Raw genomic sequence first — 17,192 nt, forward strand, 5'->3', positions numbered from 1 at the left:
AAAAATCCTGTGATAAATGCCTGACCACCTGCTACGTTTTATTTAGTAGCCGCTGGTCGGCGTGCCTGCGTCATTTTTCTTTCACGTGGGCACTTTATGCTCAAGGCGCTGGTCATTTATTCAGGCATTTTTTTAACGAGTGATGTGGGGGATTTAGCAATGGATGACTATCAAGAAGAGTTGCTCGAGTATCAGGCGTTTGAACTGGATCCGTTGGAGCCTGCGGAAGACGCTACAGAGTTGTAAGCGTTACGCGGTTTGGCGATGACTGCGGCGAAACTCGCCGGGTGTCTGGCCATTCCAGCGTTTGAAAGCCCGCTGGAAGGCCTCGGCTGAGGCAAATCCCAGCAGGTAGGCGATTTCACCGAACGCCAGTTCGGTGTCGCGGATATAGGTCATGGCCAGGTCGCGACGCGTGTCATTGAGAATGGCGCGGAATTGCGTGCCTTCCTCGGCGAGTTTGCGTCGCAAGGTCCAGGTCGGCAGTTTCAAGCGTGCCGCCACTTCTTCCAGGTCGGGTTCCCGACCACCATTGAGCAATGGCCCCAGCAACTGAGTGATGCGTTCACGCAGGCTGCGGGTGCGTGTCAGTTGCTCCAGTTCCCGTTCACACAGCTGCAGCAAGTGGCGCCAGGTACTCGGGCAGTGCTGCGGGTTGCGCTGGGCGAGACTGGCCAGGCTCAGGCGCAATTGATTGTGTTCGGCATCGAACTGGATCGGGCAATCCCCCAGCACCGCATAAGCTTCACGGTAGTCCGGTTCACTGAATTCAATGTCGATCCGCTCGGCATGAAGGGGGTCGGCGGTCAGGGCTGACAATTGCTGCAACCAGCCGGCGATGATCGAGTCGACGACAAAGCGGTTGTAGGCGTTATAAGGACTGATTGAGTAGAACCGCAGCCACGCACCTTGAGCGTCTTCGAGAAAGCTCGATTGCCCCCGATAGTTGGAGCCGTACAGCGCCTCGAAGCGAATCAGGCAGCGTGCCGCTTCACGCACGGTCGGAGCCTGCGCCGCAGTGATTCCGGCAAGGCCAGCCTGGCTCAGGCGACTGAGCTGGCCCATGCGCAAACCCAGCGCCGGATCGTTGGTCAGTTGAATGGCGCTGTGGCCCAGGCGCATGTAGCGCGGGATCGACAGCCGCGCACCAGCCTCGGCCAGCCGCGCGGTATCCAGGCCGTATTGGTCAAGCAATGGCTGAGGGTCTGCTCCATGGCTGCGCACAGCGTCGGCCAGGCTATGAACAAAGCCTACCGACAGATCCCCGAGGCGCATTGGCAGTGGTTTCATGATTTACAACCAGAGGTTCAGCAACCGCGCGCCACGTGCGTTACCGTCGGCGAACTGTTGCCCGTTTTTGCTGAGAAAGCTTTGACCAGCGCTGCCCTGGTCCCAGAACTGGCCACGAAGAAATACGCTCATGCCGGCCACCGCCTGGCTACTCGGTGGTTGTGACGTCAGTGTCAGGCGGTGCCAGGCCTGGCCTTCGCTGATCTCTCCAGGTTTGAGGCTGACGGAGCCTGGCGTGGACAATCCCTTGTATCCGTTCCAGGGTTTGTCCCAGGTGCCGCGCCCGACCACAAACGCTGGAACGGCGACGAACTTCGCGCCCTGGTCGTCAAGCTTGCGGTAATTGTCCGGATACCAGCTGTCGCTGCCGATCAATACGCCCAGGCGTCCGGCCGGGGTGTCAATAACATTGAGGGTATGGTCTTCATTGGCGCCGAGGACCTCGGTTTTATCGAAGACCGGATGCATCTGGCGCTGCGGCTGGCCGATCGGCAGCCCATCGCACCCGAACACCACGCTGCTGTTGTACAACGCGCCGCGGCCGATTTTCAGCCTACCGTCAATAATGCTTGGCTCGGGCAATACGATGGTGCCGGCCACCAGCGTTATGTGGAATTCTTTCGCCAGGCCACCAAACAGCGCCTGGTAATCCTTGGCCATGCCTTTGGCCTTCATCCGCAAGTGAGCATCATCGATACGACTTTCACTTTTGGCGCTGATCAGCGCACGCACGAACTGCACGGGATTGCTCACTGCCAGCCAATTCATGGCTTCCTTGAGTGTGCTGGCCTGGTACAGCTCATCTTTTTCGCCGCTGATCATCAACCAGGTGCCGACATGCTCGGGCAGCACGACGATGGTCTTCTCATTCAACAGGCCCTGTTCCTGAGCTTTCTGCAAATAGGCCGCCAGCTTGCGGTGCAGGCGCTCGGGGCTTTGATAGTCGGTGGGGAACAGCTCGGGCTGGATGCCCAGCAGATTGCCGCGATCGGCAGGCGTGCCTTGATCGATCGCCAGATTGATGCGCAGGTCCGACAGATAATGACCCACCGGACGGTCCGCGGCCCACATGGCGTAGGTCGTGAGGACGGCGATCAGGGCCATGGAGAACGTCAGGTACAAAAGTTTGCGCATGGGAAAACAATCAACGACCGGGTGCAGGGTTCGCGACTAGGGTAGGGCGCATGCCGGTGCTTGCCAAGGGGCGCTGCGCATTTGGATCAATAAGTTGTAAGTTTCGGTCATTGAGTGACAGGGACGCGACTCTTAGTCTGTCCACCATGACTGACAGGAGCCAAAGAGCTCCTGCATTTTTCCCGTGATCGCTCGATGTGGAGTTACCGAATGGCCGCCGCTCACTACCCGCACCTGTTGGCCCCGCTGGACCTGGGTTTTACCACGCTGCGCAACCGCACCCTGATGGGCTCGATGCACACCGGTCTTGAGGAGAAGCCCGGCGGTTTCGAGCGCATGGCAGCCTACTTCGCCGAACGTGCACGTGGCGGCGTTGGCCTGATGGTGACCGGCGGTATCGGCCCGAACGATGAGGGCGGTGTCTATTCCGGCGCGGCCAAGCTGACCACTGAGGAAGAAGCGCTCAAGCACCAGATCGTGACTCGCGCGGTGCACGAGGCCGGCGGCAAGATCTGCATGCAGATTCTCCATGCCGGCCGTTACGCCTACAGCCCGAAACAGGTTGCGCCGAGCGCCATTCAAGCGCCGATCAACCCGTTCAAGCCCAAAGAGCTGGACGAGGAAGGCATCGAGAAGCAAATCAGCGATTTCGTCACTTGTTCGACCCTGGCGCAAAAAGCCGAGTACGACGGCGTCGAGATCATGGGCTCCGAAGGTTATTTCATTAACCAGTTTCTCGCCGCCCACACCAACCACCGCACCGACCGTTGGGGTGGCAGCTACGAAAACCGTATGCGCCTGCCGGTGGAAATCGTGCGTCGTGTGCGCGAAGCCGTTGGCCCCAACTTCATCATTATCTTCCGCTTGTCGATGCTCGACCTGGTGGAAGGCGGTAGCTCGTGGGAAGAAATCGTGACATTGGCCAAAGCCATCGAGCAGGCCGGTGCGACGATCATCAATACCGGCATTGGCTGGCATGAAGCGCGGATTCCGACCATCGCCACCAAAGTCCCGCGCGCGGCGTTCAGTAAAGTCACGGCCAAGCTGCGCGGTTCGGTGAACATTCCCCTGATCACCACCAACCGTATCAACACCCCGGAAGTGGCTGAACAGATTCTGGCTGAAGGCGATGCCGACATGGTCTCCATGGCGCGTCCGTTCCTCGCCGACCCGGAGTTCGTCAACAAGGCTGCCGCTGGCCGTGGCGATGAAATCAACACCTGCATCGGCTGCAACCAGGCGTGCCTGGATCACACCTTCGGCGGCAAGTTGACCAGTTGCCTGGTCAACCCGCGCGCGTGCCATGAAACCGAGCTCAATTATCTGCCGGTGCAACACATTAAGAAAATCGCCGTGGTCGGTGCGGGTCCTGCCGGGTTGTCGGCTGCGACCGTGGCCGCTGAGCGTGGGCACTCGGTGACGCTGTTTGACTCGGCCAGTGAAATCGGCGGCCAGTTCAACGTCGCCAAACGCGTGCCGGGCAAGGAAGAGTTCTTCGAAACCCTGCGCTACTTCAACCGCAAGCTGCAGACCACGAATGTCGAGGTGTGCCTGAACACCCGCGTCGACGTGGCGAAACTGGTTGAAGGCGGTTACGACGAGATCATTCTGGCCACGGGCATCGCCCCTAGAACTCCAGCCATTCCCGGCATCGAAAACGCCAAGGTGCTGAGTTACCTGGACGTGATTCTGCAGCGCAAACCGGTCGGCAAGCGGGTGGCGGTGATTGGCGCGGGCGGTATTGGTTTCGACGTGTCGGAATTCCTGGTGCATCAAGGCGTGTCCACCAGTCAGGACCGCGAAGCGTTCTGGAAAGAATGGGGCATCGACACGCATCTTGAAGCGCGCGGCGGTGTCGCGGGGATCAAGGCCGAACCGCATGCTCCGGCGCGGGACGTGTTCCTGCTGCAACGCAAGAAATCCAAGGTTGGTGACGGCCTCGGTAAAACCACCGGCTGGATTCACCGTACCGGTTTGAAAAACAAGCAGGTGCAGATGCTCAATAGCGTTGAATACCTGAAGATCGACGACGAAGGCCTGCACATCCGCATCGGTGAAACCGGCGAGCCGCAACTGCTGGCGGTGGATAACATCGTGATTTGCGCCGGACAGGATCCGTTGCGTGAATTGCAGGAGGGTCTGGTAGCGGCGGGGCAGAATGTGCATTTGATCGGTGGCGCGGACGTGGCGGCGGAGCTGGATGCCAAACGGGCGATCAATCAGGGTTCGCGGTTGGCTGCCGAACTGTAACGGCAGGTTCAGCGTGCCAATGGTCATCGCGGGCTTGCCCGCGATGGCCTTCTCAAGGCTGCTAAGATGCTGGCTCATTACCCAGAGCCGGCATCGATGCTTCTCCCTCCCAACGACTGGCAACCCCAGGCCCCGCTCCAACCCCTGCACCTCGACTGGCTAAGCACCGCAGGCATCGAAGTCGCCATCCTGCGTCTCGACCAGATCGACCCACTGATCAGCGGCAACAAGTGGTTCAAACTCATCGAACACCTCAAAGCCGCCGACCGGATGGGGGCCAAAGGCATCATCAGCCTGGGCGGAGCCCACTCCAATCATCTGCATGCGCTGGCGGCCGCGGGCAAGCGCTTTGGATTCAATACGGTGGGACTGCTGCGCGGCCATCCACAAGAAACCCCGACGGTGAACGACTTGCAGGCGTTCGGCATGGAGTTGCACTGGCTGGGTTATGGCGGTTATCGAGCGCGGCACGAAGCAGGTTTCTGGCTGCCATGGCAGGCGCAATATCCGGATCTGTACCCGGTGCCGGAAGGAGGCGGCGGTTTGCCGGGCGCGATGGGCTGTGTGCAATTAAGGGACATGGTCAGTGAGCAACTGAATGGTCTGGGCTGGAGCGACTACCACGGCTGGTGGCTGGCTTGCGGAACGGGCACGACGCTGGCCGGCCTGGTGCTGGCCGAGGCGGGTAGACGCAAGGTGTACGGCGCGCTGGCGGTGCCTGACGATCACGGGGTCGCGCAACAGGTCGCATCAATCATCCACGAGGCCGGTTTGCAGCATTCGGCTTACGAGCTGTTCGACGCCAGCCGGGGCGGCTTTGCCAAGGTCGATCCGCTGCTACTCGACTTCATCGAGCAGACCGAACAAGCCAGCGGCCTTCCGCTCGAACCGTTGTACACCGGTAAAGCGCTTTTGATGCTCAAGCAGCAAATCGAGGCGGGAACATTCGCCAGGGGCACGCGCCTGATCTTCATCCATACCGGCGGCTTGCAAGGCCGCCGCGGGTTTCAATGAGTGGCAGTTCAACTGCGCTTGGGCATCATCCGCAGCAACGTGTTATCGCCCACGACATAGTGGTGATAAATCCCCGCCAACGCGTGCAGGCCGATCAGCCAGTAACCGATGGTGCCGCCCAGTTCATGCCAACCCTGGATTTGCTTGGCCAGCGTCTTGTCTTCCGGGATCAGCATCGGCAGGTCGATACCGTAGAACATCACCTGCTGCCCCTTGGCGCTGGTCACCAGCCATCCCAGTATCGGCATCGCGATCATGAAAATGTACAACGCCCAGTGCATCACCCTGGCGAGCGTGACTTGCCAATGAGGCGACGCCGGGAAGATCTGCGGTGCAGGGCCCAGGCTGCGGGCGAATAGTCTGAGCCAGACCAGCACGAACACCGTCAGTCCCAGCATGAAGTGCGATTCGGTAATCAGTGCTCGGCCGCCACTGCCTTTGGGAAAGATCCCGCGAAATTCGATACAGGCGTAAACCAGCGCCAGCAGAACCAGCATCAACCAATGCAGCGTGATCGATACAGTGCTGTAGCGTGATTCCGAGTTTTTCCACGGCATACGGTGTTCCTCACAGGTCTGGTCAAAAGCCCACCGTTCTTGATCGACGATGTTCCTTAACTGTAATCCGCTTTAGAGCTTTTGCCTGTGGCTATTTCGCCCTTCAACGCCCTGGATCAAGTGACAGAGCAAAAAAAAGCGCCAGTTCCGTTCGGGAACTGGCGCTTTTTCATGCCGGCGGCGCAATTAGCTGCTTTGTGGCATCTCGCCATTGGCCAGGCGTTTGTTGATGTCGGCGATCACCAGCGGCAAGTCAGTGATGGTGTCGATCATGTAGTGCGGCCGCGAACCTTCGAACAGCGCGTGAATACGCTTGCGCTCGCTGGCCAGTTGCTCGCTGCCGAGGGCGCGATAGCCTTCATAGTCCAGGCCCAGCGCATTGCCCGAGCAGATCAGTGCAACGGTCCACATGCCGGCGCGACGACCTTCGAGAATGCCTGGCACGGTGTCATCGATCTTCACGCAGGCGCCGACATCATCGATGCCCAGCGCAATGACGTTGGCCAAGGCCTGGGCTGGCCACGGGCGACCGTTGGGGACTTCGTCGGTGGCGACCACGTGGTCGGCCACGTAACCATTGGTGGCCGCCAGTTCGACCACTTTGTCCATAACCTGCTTCGGATAACCGGAGCAGGAGCCAATCTTGATGCCTTGCTCACGCAATTTGGCAATGGTGTCCAGCGCACCGGGAATCAATGCCGAGTGCTCGGCGATTTTCTCGATTTGCAGCGGCATGAAGCGTTGGTAGATGGCGGTGACATCGTCGTCGGTCGGCGTGCGCCCGAACACTTTGCGATAACGTTCGGCAACTTCCGGCTGGTCACACAGGGTGCGAATGTGGTCCCACTTGCCCATGCCCATCGGCCCGCGGGCTTCTTCGATGGAGACCTGGACGTCGAACTCGGCGAACGCTTCGACAAAAATCTGCGTTGGGGCGAACGAGCCGAAGTCGACCACGGTGCCGGCCCAGTCGAGGATGGCGGCCTGGAGTTTGGTTGGGTTGGTGTAGTTCATGGTGAGAAAATTCCTGTAATAGCTGACTAATCGGGGCTTTTGTGGGAGTGAGCCTGCTCGCGATAGCGGACTGTCATTCAACATCAAGGTTGGCTGATCGGGCCTCATCGCGAGCAGGCTCGCTCCCACAGGGGGACTGTGGTGATTCAGATTTCCAGTACTTCCATCTCGCGCAGCACTTCGGCCACCGCGGCCACGGCCGCGTGCATCTCGGCCTCGTTGACGTGACCGATGCAACCGACGCGGAAGGTTTCGACCTGGGTCAATTTGCCGGGGTAAAGGATGAAACCCTTGGCCTTGACGCGTTCATAGAATTCCTTGAACTGGTAGCGCGGGTCTTTCGGTGCGTGGAAGGTGACGATGATCGGCGCCTGGATTTCGGCGGGTAGAAAACTGCGCAGCCCCAGCTTGGCCATGTCATCCAGTAGCACCTGACAATTGTTGGCGTAGCGTTGATGCCGTGCCGGCAAGCCGCCTTCTTCGTTGTATTGCAGCAGGGCCTCATGCAGCGCGGCGACCACGTGGGTTGGCGGGGTGAAGCGCCATTGGCCGGTCTTGGCCATGTAGGTGTGCTGGTCGAAAAGGTCCATGGCCAATGAATGCGAGTTGCCGGCCGCGTTGGCCAATGCGTCTTTGCGGGCGAAGACGAAACCCATGCCCGGCACGCCTTCCAGGCACTTGCCCGAAGCGGCGATCAATGCGTCGAAGGGCACTTGTTGCGCGTCGATCGGCAGGGCGCCAAACGAGCTCATGGCGTCGATGATCAGGCGTTTGCCGTGTTGCGCGATGACGTCGGCGATTTGCGGCAGCGGATTGAGGATGCCGGTGCTGGTTTCGCAGTGGATCAATGCGACGTGGGTAATGCTGGCGTCGGCGTGTAACAGGCGGTCGACGTCGGCGGCGGTGGTCGGTTCGTTTTCTGCGGTTTCGAAGGTGCTGAACGAGCGGCCGAGCACCTCGCAGATTTTCGCCAGGCGTTTGCCGTAGGCGCCATTAATCAGCACCAGTACTTTGCCGTCACGCGGCACCAGGGTGCCAATGGCCGCTTCGACGGCGAAGGTGCCGCTGCCTTGCAAGGGCACGCAGTGGTGGCTGTCGCCGCCGTTGATGATTGCCAACAGTTGCTCGCAGAGGCTGGCGGTCAGTTGATTGAAGCGGTCATCCCATGAACCCCAGTCGACCATCATCGCCTGGCGGGTGCGGCTGGAGGTGGTCAGTGGGCCGGGGGTGAGCAGGATTGGCTCGGCAATACTCATTCTTGTGTCCTCGCAAAAGCTCTCTGTGGGATGAAGCTACGGGACATAAATTGCAATTCGGCGTGCTATCAATCAAATTGTTTGTTGTTATGCCAGCCATCAGTGAGAGTTATCCATGAACCTGTTCCAGCTTCGCGCCTTCGACGCCGTGGCCCGCGAAGGCAGCTTCACCCGCGCCGCCGAGCGCCTGTTCATCAGCCAGCCAGCGGTGACCGGGCACATAAAAGCATTGGAAGAGCACTACCAAATCACCCTGTTGCGCCGCACCGCACGGCGCGTGGAGCTGACGGAGGAGGGCACCAAGCTGGCAGCGATCACCCGGGCGATGTTCGGTCTCGCCGAAGAGGCGCAGGTGATGCTGGAAGCGAATCGGCAGTTGCTGACCGGGCGCCTGGAAGTCGCGGCGGATGGCCCACACATGGTCATGCCGATGCTGGCCAGTCTGCGTTCGCGGTATCCGGGGATCACGGTGAACCTGCGCTTGGGCAATGCCCAGGAGACCTTGGCCGCGTTGCTGTCCGAACATGCGGACGTGGCGGTGTTGACCGAGGTCGAGCCGCGCAAAGGATTGCATCTGCAAGCGTTGAGCGAATCACGAATTTGCGCGTTGGTGCCCGACAGTCATCCTTGGGCAACCGCCAGCAGCGTGAAGCTCAAGGCGCTGGATCAGGTGATCATGGTGTTGCGTGAGCCGAGTTCCATCACCCGGCGCACATTTGATCAGGCGTGCGCGACGGCGTCGGTCCATCCACGGGTGTTGCTGGAGCTGGACAGCCGCGAAGCGGTGACCGAGGCGGTGGCGGCCGAGTTGGGCGTTGGCGTGGTGTCGTCAGTGGAAGTCAGCCACGACCCACGGGTAGCGGCCGTGCCGATCATGGGGGAGGGGTTGGTGAACCGGCACATGATCGGGTGCATGGAGCGGCGACGGGATTTGCGTTTGATCCGGGCGTTTTTTGATTTGGCGCCAAGCCTCTGACCTGATCGTTCCCACGCGGACGGTTCGACGCCTCGACGTGGGAACGATCATTGGGGCAGACTCTCGCGAACCATCTCCAGAAACGTCGCCACCACCCGTCGCGAACTCTGCTCGCGCAAGCACACCAGTGTCTCGGTCAGGCGCCGTGTGCAATCGGTAATGGGCAATGCGCAGACCCGCGAATCCGCGCCAAACTCGGCAGCCGACACCACGCCAACGCCAATCCCCACGACCACCGCCTCACGCGCCGCTTCCCGCCCCTCAACCTCAATCGCCGGACGAATCCGAAATCCGGCCCGGGCCATTTCCTCTTCCAGGGTTTGACGCGTGACCGAGCCGATTTCCCGCAGCACCAGCGGCGTGTCGTCCAGGTCGGCGAGGCAGATCGACTCGCGATCCGCCCACGGATGATTGCGCGACACGAACGCCACCATCGGGTCGTTGCGCAGCGGTAGAGAAATCAATCGTTCGTCACTGACATCCCGGCCCAACAACGCCAGGTCGGCTTGATAGTTGAACAGGCGAAACAGTGATTCATCGGTGTTGCCGGTTTCGATCTTCACGCTGATGCCGGGGTAGCGCTCACAGAAGCGCGCAATCTGCGGCAACACATGCACCGGCGCATCCACCGCGAGAATCAGGCTGCCCGTCTGCAAGGCCCGGGAGTCATGCAAGAGCTCCTGCGCCTCGGCCTCGATCACGAACAGCCGCTGAGTAATGCCCAACAAGCGCTCGCCCAGGTCCGTGAGGCGCACCGAGCGTTTATTGCGGTGGAACAGCAACACACCAAAGCGCTCTTCGAGTTTGCGCACCTGATCGGAAATTGCCGGTTGGGTGAGAAAAAGCCGCTCGGCGGCTTTGGTGAAGCTGCCGTGGACGGCCACGGCGTGGAAGGCTTTGAGCTGGGCGTGAGAAACCGACATCGAAACCTCCAGTAACAAGCTGAGCTTATATTGGAAATACGATAAATCGATTTCACTTATTAATCAGTAATTGTTTTTATCGGCCTCAGCCCCGGTGACTGGTCAGTCGACCAGCATCGGTGGCCATGAGCCCATGCGAGCATCAACAGGCTCATCTGACCGGTATCGCCCCACGGAAGCGGCGATATCGAAGTGCTTAACAATAAAAAACACAGGCGTTTTCTTCCAATTCTGCCGGCACACTCACACCTGAGGTCAGAACCACAATGAACAATCCCATCGGCACCATCAAGCGTTGGCGCGTGCAGATCTTCGCGATCACCTGGCTCGCCTACGCCGCGTTCTATTTCACTCGCAAAGCGTTTTCCGTGGCCAAACTGGGGATCGCCGAAGACCCCACCTTCATGCTCGACAAAATGGCCATGGCCAACCTCGATGCCATCTACCTGGCGGCATACGCCATCGGGCAATTCACCTGGGGCATTCTCGCCGACCGCTTTGGCCCACGGGTCGTGGTTCTCGGCGGGTTGTTGATCTCTGCGGCGGCCGCCCTGGTGATGGGCAGTTTCGCGACGTTACCGATTTTCGCCACCTGCATGTTGATCCAGGGCCTGGCCCAGTCCACCGGCTGGTCGGGGCTGTGTAAAAACATTGGCAGTTTCTTCCCCGCCGAGCAGCGTGGCAGGGTGCTTGGGCTATGGAGCTCCTGCTACGCCTTTGGCGGGCTGGTGGCCTCGCCGTTTGCCGGTTGGTGGGCGTACACGCTCATCGGCACCTGGCACGCGGCGTTCTTTTCCAGTGCGGCGGTGGTTGGGCTGGTCGCCGTGCTGTTTTTTATTTTTCAACGCAACACACCGCAAGACGTTGGTTTGCCAGCGGTGGAGCCGGAACCGGAACTGACGGCCGAAGAATCTTATGCCCTGAGCAAGATCAGCGTTCTGGAGCCGTTGAAGGAAATCCTGCGCAATCGCACGGTGCTGGTACTCGGCCTGGCGTACTTCCTGCTGAAGCCGGCGCGTTACGCGATTCTGTTGTGGGGGCCGGTGATTGTTTTCGAGCAGATGCCCTCGGTGGGCAAGGTCGGTGCGGCGATTATCCCCACCTCGTTCGAACTGGCCGGGCTGTTGGGGCCGATCCTGCTGGGCCTGGCCTCGGACAAACTGTTCGGCGCCCGCCGTATGCCGGCCTGCGTGCTCAGCCTGTTGGTGCTGACCGTTTCTTTGGCGCTGTTCATGGGCGCCTTGCACACCGGCAGCGTCATGCTGGTGGTAGCGCTGCTGTTCGTCATGGGCCTGACGCTGTACGGACCGGATTCGATGATCAGCGGCGCGGCGGCGATTGATTTCGGCACTGCCAAGGCGGGCGCCACGGCGGCCGGGTTCGTTAACGGTTGCGGTTCGGTCGGGGCGATTCTCGGTGGCTTGCTGCCAGGCTATTTCGACTCGGTCACGGTGTTCATCGTCTTCGCCGGCTGCGCAATGTTCTCCGCCCTGGTCCTGATCCCGCACTGGAACAGCCGTCCGGCTGGCCTGCGTACCGACAGCGCCTTTGTGCCCAACCAGGCGATGCCTGTAAAACCCCTGCGTACCTGAGGAAAAAACCGATGAGACCTTTCTGGCTGGAACAGGCGCTGGAGGCCGAGACCTGCGCGCCGTGCGAACCTTTGTCGGGCGATACCCGCGCCGATGTGTGCATCGTCGGCGGTGGTTACACCGGGTTATGGACGGCGATCATGCTCAAGGAGCAGAACCCCGAACTGGATGTGCTGCTCATCGAGGCCGACATCTGCGGTGCCGGCGCGAGCGGCCGCAACGGTGGTTGCGCACTGTCGTGGTCAGCCAAGTTTTTCACGCTGGAAAGGTTGTTTGGTGTCGAGGAAGCCGTGCGCCTGGTCAAGGAATCGGAGCGTAGCATTTATGCAATCGGCGCCTTCTGCGAACAGTACGGCGTCGATGCCGACTACCGCCTCGACGGCACGCTCTACACCGCGACCAACCGCGCTCAATGCGGTTCGACCGATGCAGTGATTGCTGCATTGGAGCGCAACGGCATCAATTCTTTCACCCAGCGACCGGTCGCCGACGTGCAGCGCATGGCCGGTTCCAGCAAACACCTGGAAGGCTGGTTTTCACCGGCCGCCGCGAGTGTGCAGCCGGGCAAACTGGTGCGCGGTTTGCGCCGGGTCGCCTTGCAACTGGGCGTGCGAATTCACGAGCACACTGCGATGACCGGATTGGAGGAGGGCAAGCCTGCCGGGGTTAAAACCCCCGGCGGCAACATCCGCGCCGACCGTGTGGTGCTGGCGATGAACGCCTGGATGGCCCGTGCGTTTCCACAGTTCGAACGCAGCGTGGCGATCGTTTCCAGCGACATGCTGATCACCGAACCGCGACCCGATCTGCTCAACGACATCGGTTTGACCAGCGGTGTCACGGTGCTCGATTCGCGGATATTCGTGCACTACTACCACAACACCCCGGACGGTCGAATCATGCTCGGCAAGGGTGGCAACACCTTTGCCTACGGCGGGCGGATGTTGCCGGTGTTCGATCAACCTTCGCCTTATGCCGGCTTGTTGCAGTACAGCCTGAGCGAGTTTTTTCCGGCGTTCGCCCAAGTCAAGGTCGAGGCCACCTGGAACGGTCCTTCGGATCGCTCGGTCACCGGTTTGCCGTTTTTCGGCCAGATGAGCGCCTGCGGTAATGTGTTTTACGGTTTCGGTTATTCCGGCAGCGGTGTCGGGCCATGCCATATGGGCGGGCAGATTCTGGCCTCGATGGTTCAGGGGCTGGACAACGTCTGGACCCGTTCACCCCTGGTGAATGGCCCCTTGGGGTTTTTCCCGCCGGAGCCGATTCGTTACCTCGGCTCCTTGATGGTGCGCAACGCCATCCGCCGCAAGGAGCGCGCCGAGGATCACGGGCGCCGGCCACGGCATCTGGACGTGCGCCTGGCCAAATTCGCAGCGGCGGCGGGCAAGGCTGACAAGGGTTGAGCGCGTCTATCGATTGACTAGCCAATCAAGCAGCAAGCGACCATCGCTGCGTGGCGGGTAAGCGCTTCGAGGCGTTGGCGGGTTGGCTGCGGTGGCACACAGCACTGGACGGTCCGGGTCGCTGTCGAGAAAGCTGATAAGCACCTCGGTGCCGGCAAGTGGCAGCCTGGACGGGTCAATACGCCCGTCCGGCGTTGCCAGGGCCAGGGGTATCCACAAGCCAGCGGATTCATCGTCCAGCGGCGTTGGCCACAACGCGATGTGTATCCGCCCTTGATCATCCAGCACCGCCGGTTGTCCGACCGGGCCCAGTACCCGCGCCGGCTGCAAACCGGCAATGAGGGGGCGAGCCTGTGTCAACGCGGGCCGGAACGCTGTCGACCAGGGAATGGCACTGAACTGATTGCTGTAGTGCCAGACCTTGTCGGGTGTGGCCTCGGTGAGAATCGACGGCTGCTGGCACTGATGCTGAATGTCGGTCAGCAGCCATTGATCGTTGAAGTTCGTGATGGGATGTTCCGACACTTGCACGATGCACCCACTGCGCAGATCACGGTGGTTGCTCTGACCTTCTATCTGTCGATGCTTGCTGCGCAGGCGTTCGAGGATTCGGCGACTGACCTGGGCACGGTCGAGGCATGACGCGACCGCGTGAGCGCCCAGCGTTGGCGAGGCGTGACGCTGGAACAACTCGCGGATCACCGGGCCGTTAGCTGAATCGGCCGTCTCGTCGTGAAACGGCATCAACTTCGGCGCCTTGGGAAAGCTCAGGCTGTCGTCCGCCAGCACCAGCACATGGCCGGTGCGCTGATGTTCGAAGTGAAAATGGATGCCTTCTTCCTCGCAGAGGCGTTGCAGGAATGCCAGGTCGCTCTCCTCGAACTGAATGCAGAATGGTCGGACGGGGTAGCGCGGGCTCGGCAGTTCAAAGCGGTAGCTGTCGGCGGGTAACGCGTTTTCTGCGAGCAACTGACGCAGGATGTCGGGCACGCTGAGCTGATGAAACACCCGCCGATGAGGTTGTCCGTCCAGGTGTTGAAGACGCGGTACCAGCACCAGGTTGTAGCCGATCCCATGCGGGCCACGATGTTCGCGACGGGCACTGTGCAGCAGGCCGTGAATGCCGGTTTCGCCGTCCAGGCTCAGGAACGCGGGCTGGTGCAGCAACTGCTCAAGTTTTATCGCTGGCGTCAGACCGATCACTTCGATGTCGAAACGATAAGGCTGGTTGAGGCTTTCACGGCCACTGAACTGCGACACCTGCACATTCAAACCGTTGTTCAGGAGTGCCAGGGTGTAGGGACTTTCCTTGTCGTTGTGCATCGAACACGCTTCTGCCATGGGAGATGGGCGCAGAGGGTACGAAACCACGGCCATGAATGGTCAGCGTAAATCGCCTTTTCGGAATTGCCCTACAAGCAGTGGTGAAGATGTCGATACGTCATGGGCGTGAACAGGTGGATTTTTTGGTCGATTGCCTTCTTTAGGCCGTATAAACTTGCGCCATGCGTCGGCCAATAGATGTCTCGGCGCCACAGATCAAGAGAGTGAGTAATGGGCGCACAGTGGAAGGTTAAACACAAAGAAGCGGCATCTAACGCCAAGGGCAAGATCTTCGGCAAACTGGTGAAAGAAATCACCATTGCTGCGCGCAACGGCGCCGATGTCGCCACCAACGCACACCTGCGCCTGGTGGTCGAACAGGCCAAGAAAGCGTCGATGCCCCGCGAAACCCTCGAACGCGCGATCAAGAAAGGCTCCGGCCAGCTCGGCGAAACCGTGCAATACCATCGTGTGACGTATGAAGGCTTTGCACCGCATCAGGTGCCACTGATCGTTGAATGCGTGACTGACAACATCAACCGCACCGTGGCTGAAATCCGCGTAGCGTTCCGCAAGGGCCAACTGGGTGCTTCCGGTTCGGTGTCGTGGGATTTCAACCATGTGGGCATGATCGAAGCGTCCCCGGACAGCCCTGATGCCGATCCGGAAATGGCCGCGATTGAAGCCGGTGCCCAGGATTTCGAGCCCGGTGAAGAAGAGGGCACGACCCTGTTCCTGACCGAGCCTGCAGACCTGGACGCGGTTCAGAAAGCTCTGCCTGAGCAAGGTTTCACGGTGTTGTCGGCCAAGTTGGGCTACCAGCCGAAAAACCCGGTCAGCGGTTTGAGCGACGAGCAGATGGCTGAAGTCGAGGCGTTCCTGGAAGGCCTCGATAACCATGACGATGTGCAGGACATGTTTGTGGGTTTGGCGGGTTAAGTATTCCAGCGTTGACGGTTTTGTCAGCTGACAGGCCGTCTTCGCGGGCAAGCCCACTCCCACAGGGGGTTTGTGTCGATCACAAAATAGGTGAACGACACAAAACCCTGTAGGAGCGGGCTCGCCCGCGATTGACCGCGCAGCGGTCACTGAATATCAAGTAATCCCACAATCTCACTGAATCCAGGCCGCGCCAGCACATCCGGCTGACAGCAACGTTGCTCCAACGCGTCCAGTCGGGCACGTTCTGCATCGCTCAAACCTGAGTCGATCCGCTCCAGCAATTCCCCCAGCAACACCCCGAATGCCCGCACTTCGATCCGTTGCAGCGCACGGCTTTCCAGGCTGTCGGATGTCGCATGGAACGACGCCGCACCGAAGTCCCCCAGCAGGCAATCCCCGTGCTCGTTCCACAGAATATTGTGGCCGTAGAGATCGCCGTGGGTGATGCCTTGGTCGTGTAAATGCTCGGCCACCGAGGCGATGCCGCGGGCCATGCGCAACGCGACATCGGCACTGAAACGGGTGTCTTCGGTGTACACGTCACGGGTACAGGATGCCAGGCTCGGCAGCGCAGCCAGGTTTCGGTAACTCGGATCGATCAGTTGCATCACCAGCCCGGCTTGCTGCTCGGGATGATCAACGATGCGGCCTTCGACCCGGATCAGATTGGGATGAAGACCGGCCGTGATGCAGGCGTTCATTTCGTGCAGGGGCGAGCCATCGCTGGTCATTTCGCCTTTGTAGAGTTTCACCGCGACGGGAGTGGCCGCTTGGCCTGGCCGTGCCCATGTGGCGCGATGAATCACCCCTGAAGCGCCTTCGCCCAGTTGCTGTTCCAGGCGCAACTCGGTCCATGCAATGCTCGTCGTGGCATCGAGCGCCGCGACATCCGCTTCGGTTTCCAGCGGATTACCGGCATAAGCCAGCCAGGTCAGGCTTGGCAGGGTCAGCAACCACTCGGGAAGCTCAGTCAGCTGGTTGGCGGCGATGCGAATCAGCTCGAGTCGATGGCACTGGCTCAGGCGCTCGGGCAGGCGCTGCAAGCGATTGCCGGCGAGCATGAGTTTTTGCAGGTACGGCCGATCGCCCAGCTCATCGGGCAGCTCGCCGATGCGGTTATCGGTCAGGATCAACCAGCGCAGCAATGGCGGCAGCGCTTCGGCGGGCACCTTTTCAATCGCATTGGCCTTGAAACCGATCATCGTCAGCGCGGCGCATTGACCGATGCAGGCGGGCAGTTCGGTGAACAGGTTGTCCGAACAAAACAGCACACGCAAACGGGTCAGGCGATGCAGGTCGTCGGGCAGGCTGCTCAACGCGTTGCCGCTGAGGTTGAGCACTTCCAGCGAGTCGGCGAGGTCGAAGATTTCTCGTGGAAATTCAGTCAGGCCGCAGGCCAGATCCAGACGGGTGATGCCTGTCAGTTGACCGGCGCGCAGTTGGGCGAGGGTATCCATGGGCGGGTTCGCTATTGATCGAGGAAAGGGCGCGGGCGGCATGATACCGGTAAATCCGTTC

The 17,192-nt window shown here is 60.4% G+C and carries 15 protein-coding genes; 7 read left to right on the plus strand and 8 right to left on the minus strand.

Features of this window, described 5'->3' with window-relative positions:
- The first annotated feature begins 96 nt into the window (after positions 1-96).
- The gene (locus tag ACM6I0_RS04980; RefSeq protein ID WP_222587683.1) at positions 97-246 is read left to right on the plus strand and encodes a hypothetical protein; all 150 of its coding nucleotides are present in this window, start codon (positions 97-99) and stop codon (positions 244-246) included.
- A gap of 3 nt (positions 247-249) precedes the next feature.
- Here the strand turns inward: ACM6I0_RS04980 and ACM6I0_RS04985 are convergent, their stop codons facing one another.
- Complete coding sequence (locus ACM6I0_RS04985) at positions 250-1,290, minus strand: AraC family transcriptional regulator (RefSeq protein WP_285434621.1); 1,041 nt, start codon at positions 1,288-1,290, stop codon at positions 250-252.
- Between the two features lie 3 nt (positions 1,291-1,293).
- Entirely contained in the window at positions 1,294-2,424 is a 1,131-nt protein-coding gene (locus ACM6I0_RS04990) for a carbon-nitrogen hydrolase family protein (protein ID WP_414921622.1), read from the minus strand.
- A 210-nt stretch (positions 2,425-2,634) separates the two neighbouring features.
- On the opposite strand from ACM6I0_RS04990, the gene ACM6I0_RS04995 reads away from it, so the two are divergent.
- Both ACM6I0_RS04995 and ACM6I0_RS05000 read left to right on the plus strand, forming a co-directional pair.
- Positions 2,635-4,674 (plus strand): FAD-dependent oxidoreductase, encoded by a 2,040-nt coding sequence (locus ACM6I0_RS04995; protein WP_414921623.1) that lies wholly within the window; start codon positions 2,635-2,637, stop codon positions 4,672-4,674.
- Between the two features lie 96 nt (positions 4,675-4,770).
- Complete coding sequence (locus tag ACM6I0_RS05000; protein WP_414921624.1) at positions 4,771-5,688, plus strand: 1-aminocyclopropane-1-carboxylate deaminase/D-cysteine desulfhydrase; 918 nt, start codon at positions 4,771-4,773, stop codon at positions 5,686-5,688.
- An 8-nt stretch (positions 5,689-5,696) separates the two neighbouring features.
- On the opposite strand, the gene ACM6I0_RS05005 is transcribed toward ACM6I0_RS05000, so the two are convergent.
- From ACM6I0_RS05005 to ACM6I0_RS05015, 3 genes are all read right to left on the minus strand, one after another.
- Positions 5,697-6,245, minus strand: a complete 549-nt coding sequence (locus ACM6I0_RS05005) for a cytochrome b (protein ID WP_222587678.1) — start codon at positions 6,243-6,245, stop codon at positions 5,697-5,699.
- 186 nt (positions 6,246-6,431) lie between these two features.
- On the minus strand, positions 6,432-7,259 hold the full coding sequence (gene phnX, locus ACM6I0_RS05010; protein WP_222587677.1) for a phosphonoacetaldehyde hydrolase: 828 nt from the start codon (positions 7,257-7,259) through the stop codon (positions 6,432-6,434).
- A 146-nt stretch (positions 7,260-7,405) separates the two neighbouring features.
- Positions 7,406-8,515 (minus strand): 2-aminoethylphosphonate--pyruvate transaminase, encoded by a 1,110-nt coding sequence (locus ACM6I0_RS05015; RefSeq protein WP_414921625.1) that lies wholly within the window; start codon positions 8,513-8,515, stop codon positions 7,406-7,408.
- Between the two features lie 115 nt (positions 8,516-8,630).
- On the opposite strand from ACM6I0_RS05015, the gene ACM6I0_RS05020 reads away from it, so the two are divergent.
- Positions 8,631-9,491 (plus strand): LysR substrate-binding domain-containing protein, encoded by an 861-nt coding sequence (locus tag ACM6I0_RS05020; protein WP_414921626.1) that lies wholly within the window; start codon positions 8,631-8,633, stop codon positions 9,489-9,491.
- A gap of 47 nt (positions 9,492-9,538) precedes the next feature.
- Here the strand turns inward: ACM6I0_RS05020 and ACM6I0_RS05025 are convergent, their stop codons facing one another.
- On the minus strand, positions 9,539-10,414 hold the full coding sequence (locus ACM6I0_RS05025) for a LysR family transcriptional regulator (RefSeq protein ID WP_285434631.1): 876 nt from the start codon (positions 10,412-10,414) through the stop codon (positions 9,539-9,541).
- A gap of 266 nt (positions 10,415-10,680) precedes the next feature.
- On the opposite strand from ACM6I0_RS05025, the gene ACM6I0_RS05030 reads away from it, so the two are divergent.
- Both ACM6I0_RS05030 and ACM6I0_RS05035 read left to right on the plus strand, forming a co-directional pair.
- Positions 10,681-12,006, plus strand: a complete 1,326-nt coding sequence (locus ACM6I0_RS05030) for an MFS transporter (RefSeq protein WP_414921627.1) — start codon at positions 10,681-10,683, stop codon at positions 12,004-12,006.
- Between the two features lie 11 nt (positions 12,007-12,017).
- Positions 12,018-13,409 carry an FAD-dependent oxidoreductase gene (locus tag ACM6I0_RS05035; protein WP_414921628.1) on the plus strand — a complete coding sequence of 464 codons (1,392 nt, stop codon included), beginning with the start codon at positions 12,018-12,020 and terminating at the stop codon, positions 13,407-13,409.
- 6 nt (positions 13,410-13,415) lie between these two features.
- Here ACM6I0_RS05035 and ACM6I0_RS05040 read toward each other — a convergent pair whose 3' ends face one another.
- Positions 13,416-14,732, minus strand: coding sequence for a type VI secretion system Vgr family protein (locus ACM6I0_RS05040; RefSeq protein ID WP_414921629.1), 1,317 nt, complete (start codon positions 14,730-14,732; stop codon positions 13,416-13,418).
- 231 nt (positions 14,733-14,963) lie between these two features.
- Between ACM6I0_RS05040 and ACM6I0_RS05045 the strand changes: the two genes are divergently transcribed.
- Positions 14,964-15,671, plus strand: coding sequence for a YebC/PmpR family DNA-binding transcriptional regulator (locus tag ACM6I0_RS05045; RefSeq protein ID WP_045060175.1), 708 nt, complete (start codon positions 14,964-14,966; stop codon positions 15,669-15,671).
- A gap of 146 nt (positions 15,672-15,817) precedes the next feature.
- Here ACM6I0_RS05045 and ACM6I0_RS05050 read toward each other — a convergent pair whose 3' ends face one another.
- Entirely contained in the window at positions 15,818-17,131 is a 1,314-nt protein-coding gene (locus ACM6I0_RS05050) for a leucine-rich repeat-containing protein kinase family protein (RefSeq protein WP_414921630.1), read from the minus strand.
- Positions 17,132-17,192 lie beyond the last annotated feature (61 nt).

This window comes from Pseudomonas sp. IT-P294 (genome assembly GCF_949767865.1).
Classification (GTDB): domain Bacteria; phylum Pseudomonadota; class Gammaproteobacteria; order Pseudomonadales; family Pseudomonadaceae; genus Aquipseudomonas.

What these genes read in the sequence shown, in the direction of transcription:
- ACM6I0_RS05050 (WP_414921630.1), bottom strand. Translation starts at nt 17,131, where the DNA reads ATGGATACCCTCGCCCAACTGCGCGCCGGTCAACTGACAGGCATCACC.
- ACM6I0_RS05045 (WP_045060175.1), top strand. Translation starts at nt 14,964, where the DNA reads ATGGGCGCACAGTGGAAGGTTAAACACAAAGAAGCGGCATCTAACGCC.
- ACM6I0_RS05000 (WP_414921624.1), top strand. Translation starts at nt 4,771, where the DNA reads ATGCTTCTCCCTCCCAACGACTGGCAACCCCAGGCCCCGCTCCAACCC.
- ACM6I0_RS05015 (WP_414921625.1), bottom strand. Translation starts at nt 8,515, where the DNA reads ATGAGTATTGCCGAGCCAATCCTGCTCACCCCCGGCCCACTGACCACC.
- ACM6I0_RS05025 (WP_285434631.1), bottom strand. Translation starts at nt 10,414, where the DNA reads ATGTCGGTTTCTCACGCCCAGCTCAAAGCCTTCCACGCCGTGGCCGTC.
- phnX (WP_222587677.1), bottom strand. Translation starts at nt 7,259, where the DNA reads ATGAACTACACCAACCCAACCAAACTCCAGGCCGCCATCCTCGACTGG.
- ACM6I0_RS04985 (WP_285434621.1), bottom strand. Translation starts at nt 1,290, where the DNA reads ATGAAACCACTGCCAATGCGCCTCGGGGATCTGTCGGTAGGCTTTGTT.
- ACM6I0_RS05030 (WP_414921627.1), top strand. Translation starts at nt 10,681, where the DNA reads ATGAACAATCCCATCGGCACCATCAAGCGTTGGCGCGTGCAGATCTTC.
- ACM6I0_RS05040 (WP_414921629.1), bottom strand. Translation starts at nt 14,732, where the DNA reads ATGCACAACGACAAGGAAAGTCCCTACACCCTGGCACTCCTGAACAAC.
- ACM6I0_RS04980 (WP_222587683.1), top strand. Translation starts at nt 97, where the DNA reads ATGCTCAAGGCGCTGGTCATTTATTCAGGCATTTTTTTAACGAGTGAT.
- ACM6I0_RS05020 (WP_414921626.1), top strand. Translation starts at nt 8,631, where the DNA reads ATGAACCTGTTCCAGCTTCGCGCCTTCGACGCCGTGGCCCGCGAAGGC.
- ACM6I0_RS05005 (WP_222587678.1), bottom strand. Translation starts at nt 6,245, where the DNA reads ATGCCGTGGAAAAACTCGGAATCACGCTACAGCACTGTATCGATCACG.
- ACM6I0_RS04995 (WP_414921623.1), top strand. Translation starts at nt 2,635, where the DNA reads ATGGCCGCCGCTCACTACCCGCACCTGTTGGCCCCGCTGGACCTGGGT.
- ACM6I0_RS04990 (WP_414921622.1), bottom strand. Translation starts at nt 2,424, where the DNA reads ATGCGCAAACTTTTGTACCTGACGTTCTCCATGGCCCTGATCGCCGTC.
- ACM6I0_RS05035 (WP_414921628.1), top strand. Translation starts at nt 12,018, where the DNA reads ATGAGACCTTTCTGGCTGGAACAGGCGCTGGAGGCCGAGACCTGCGCG.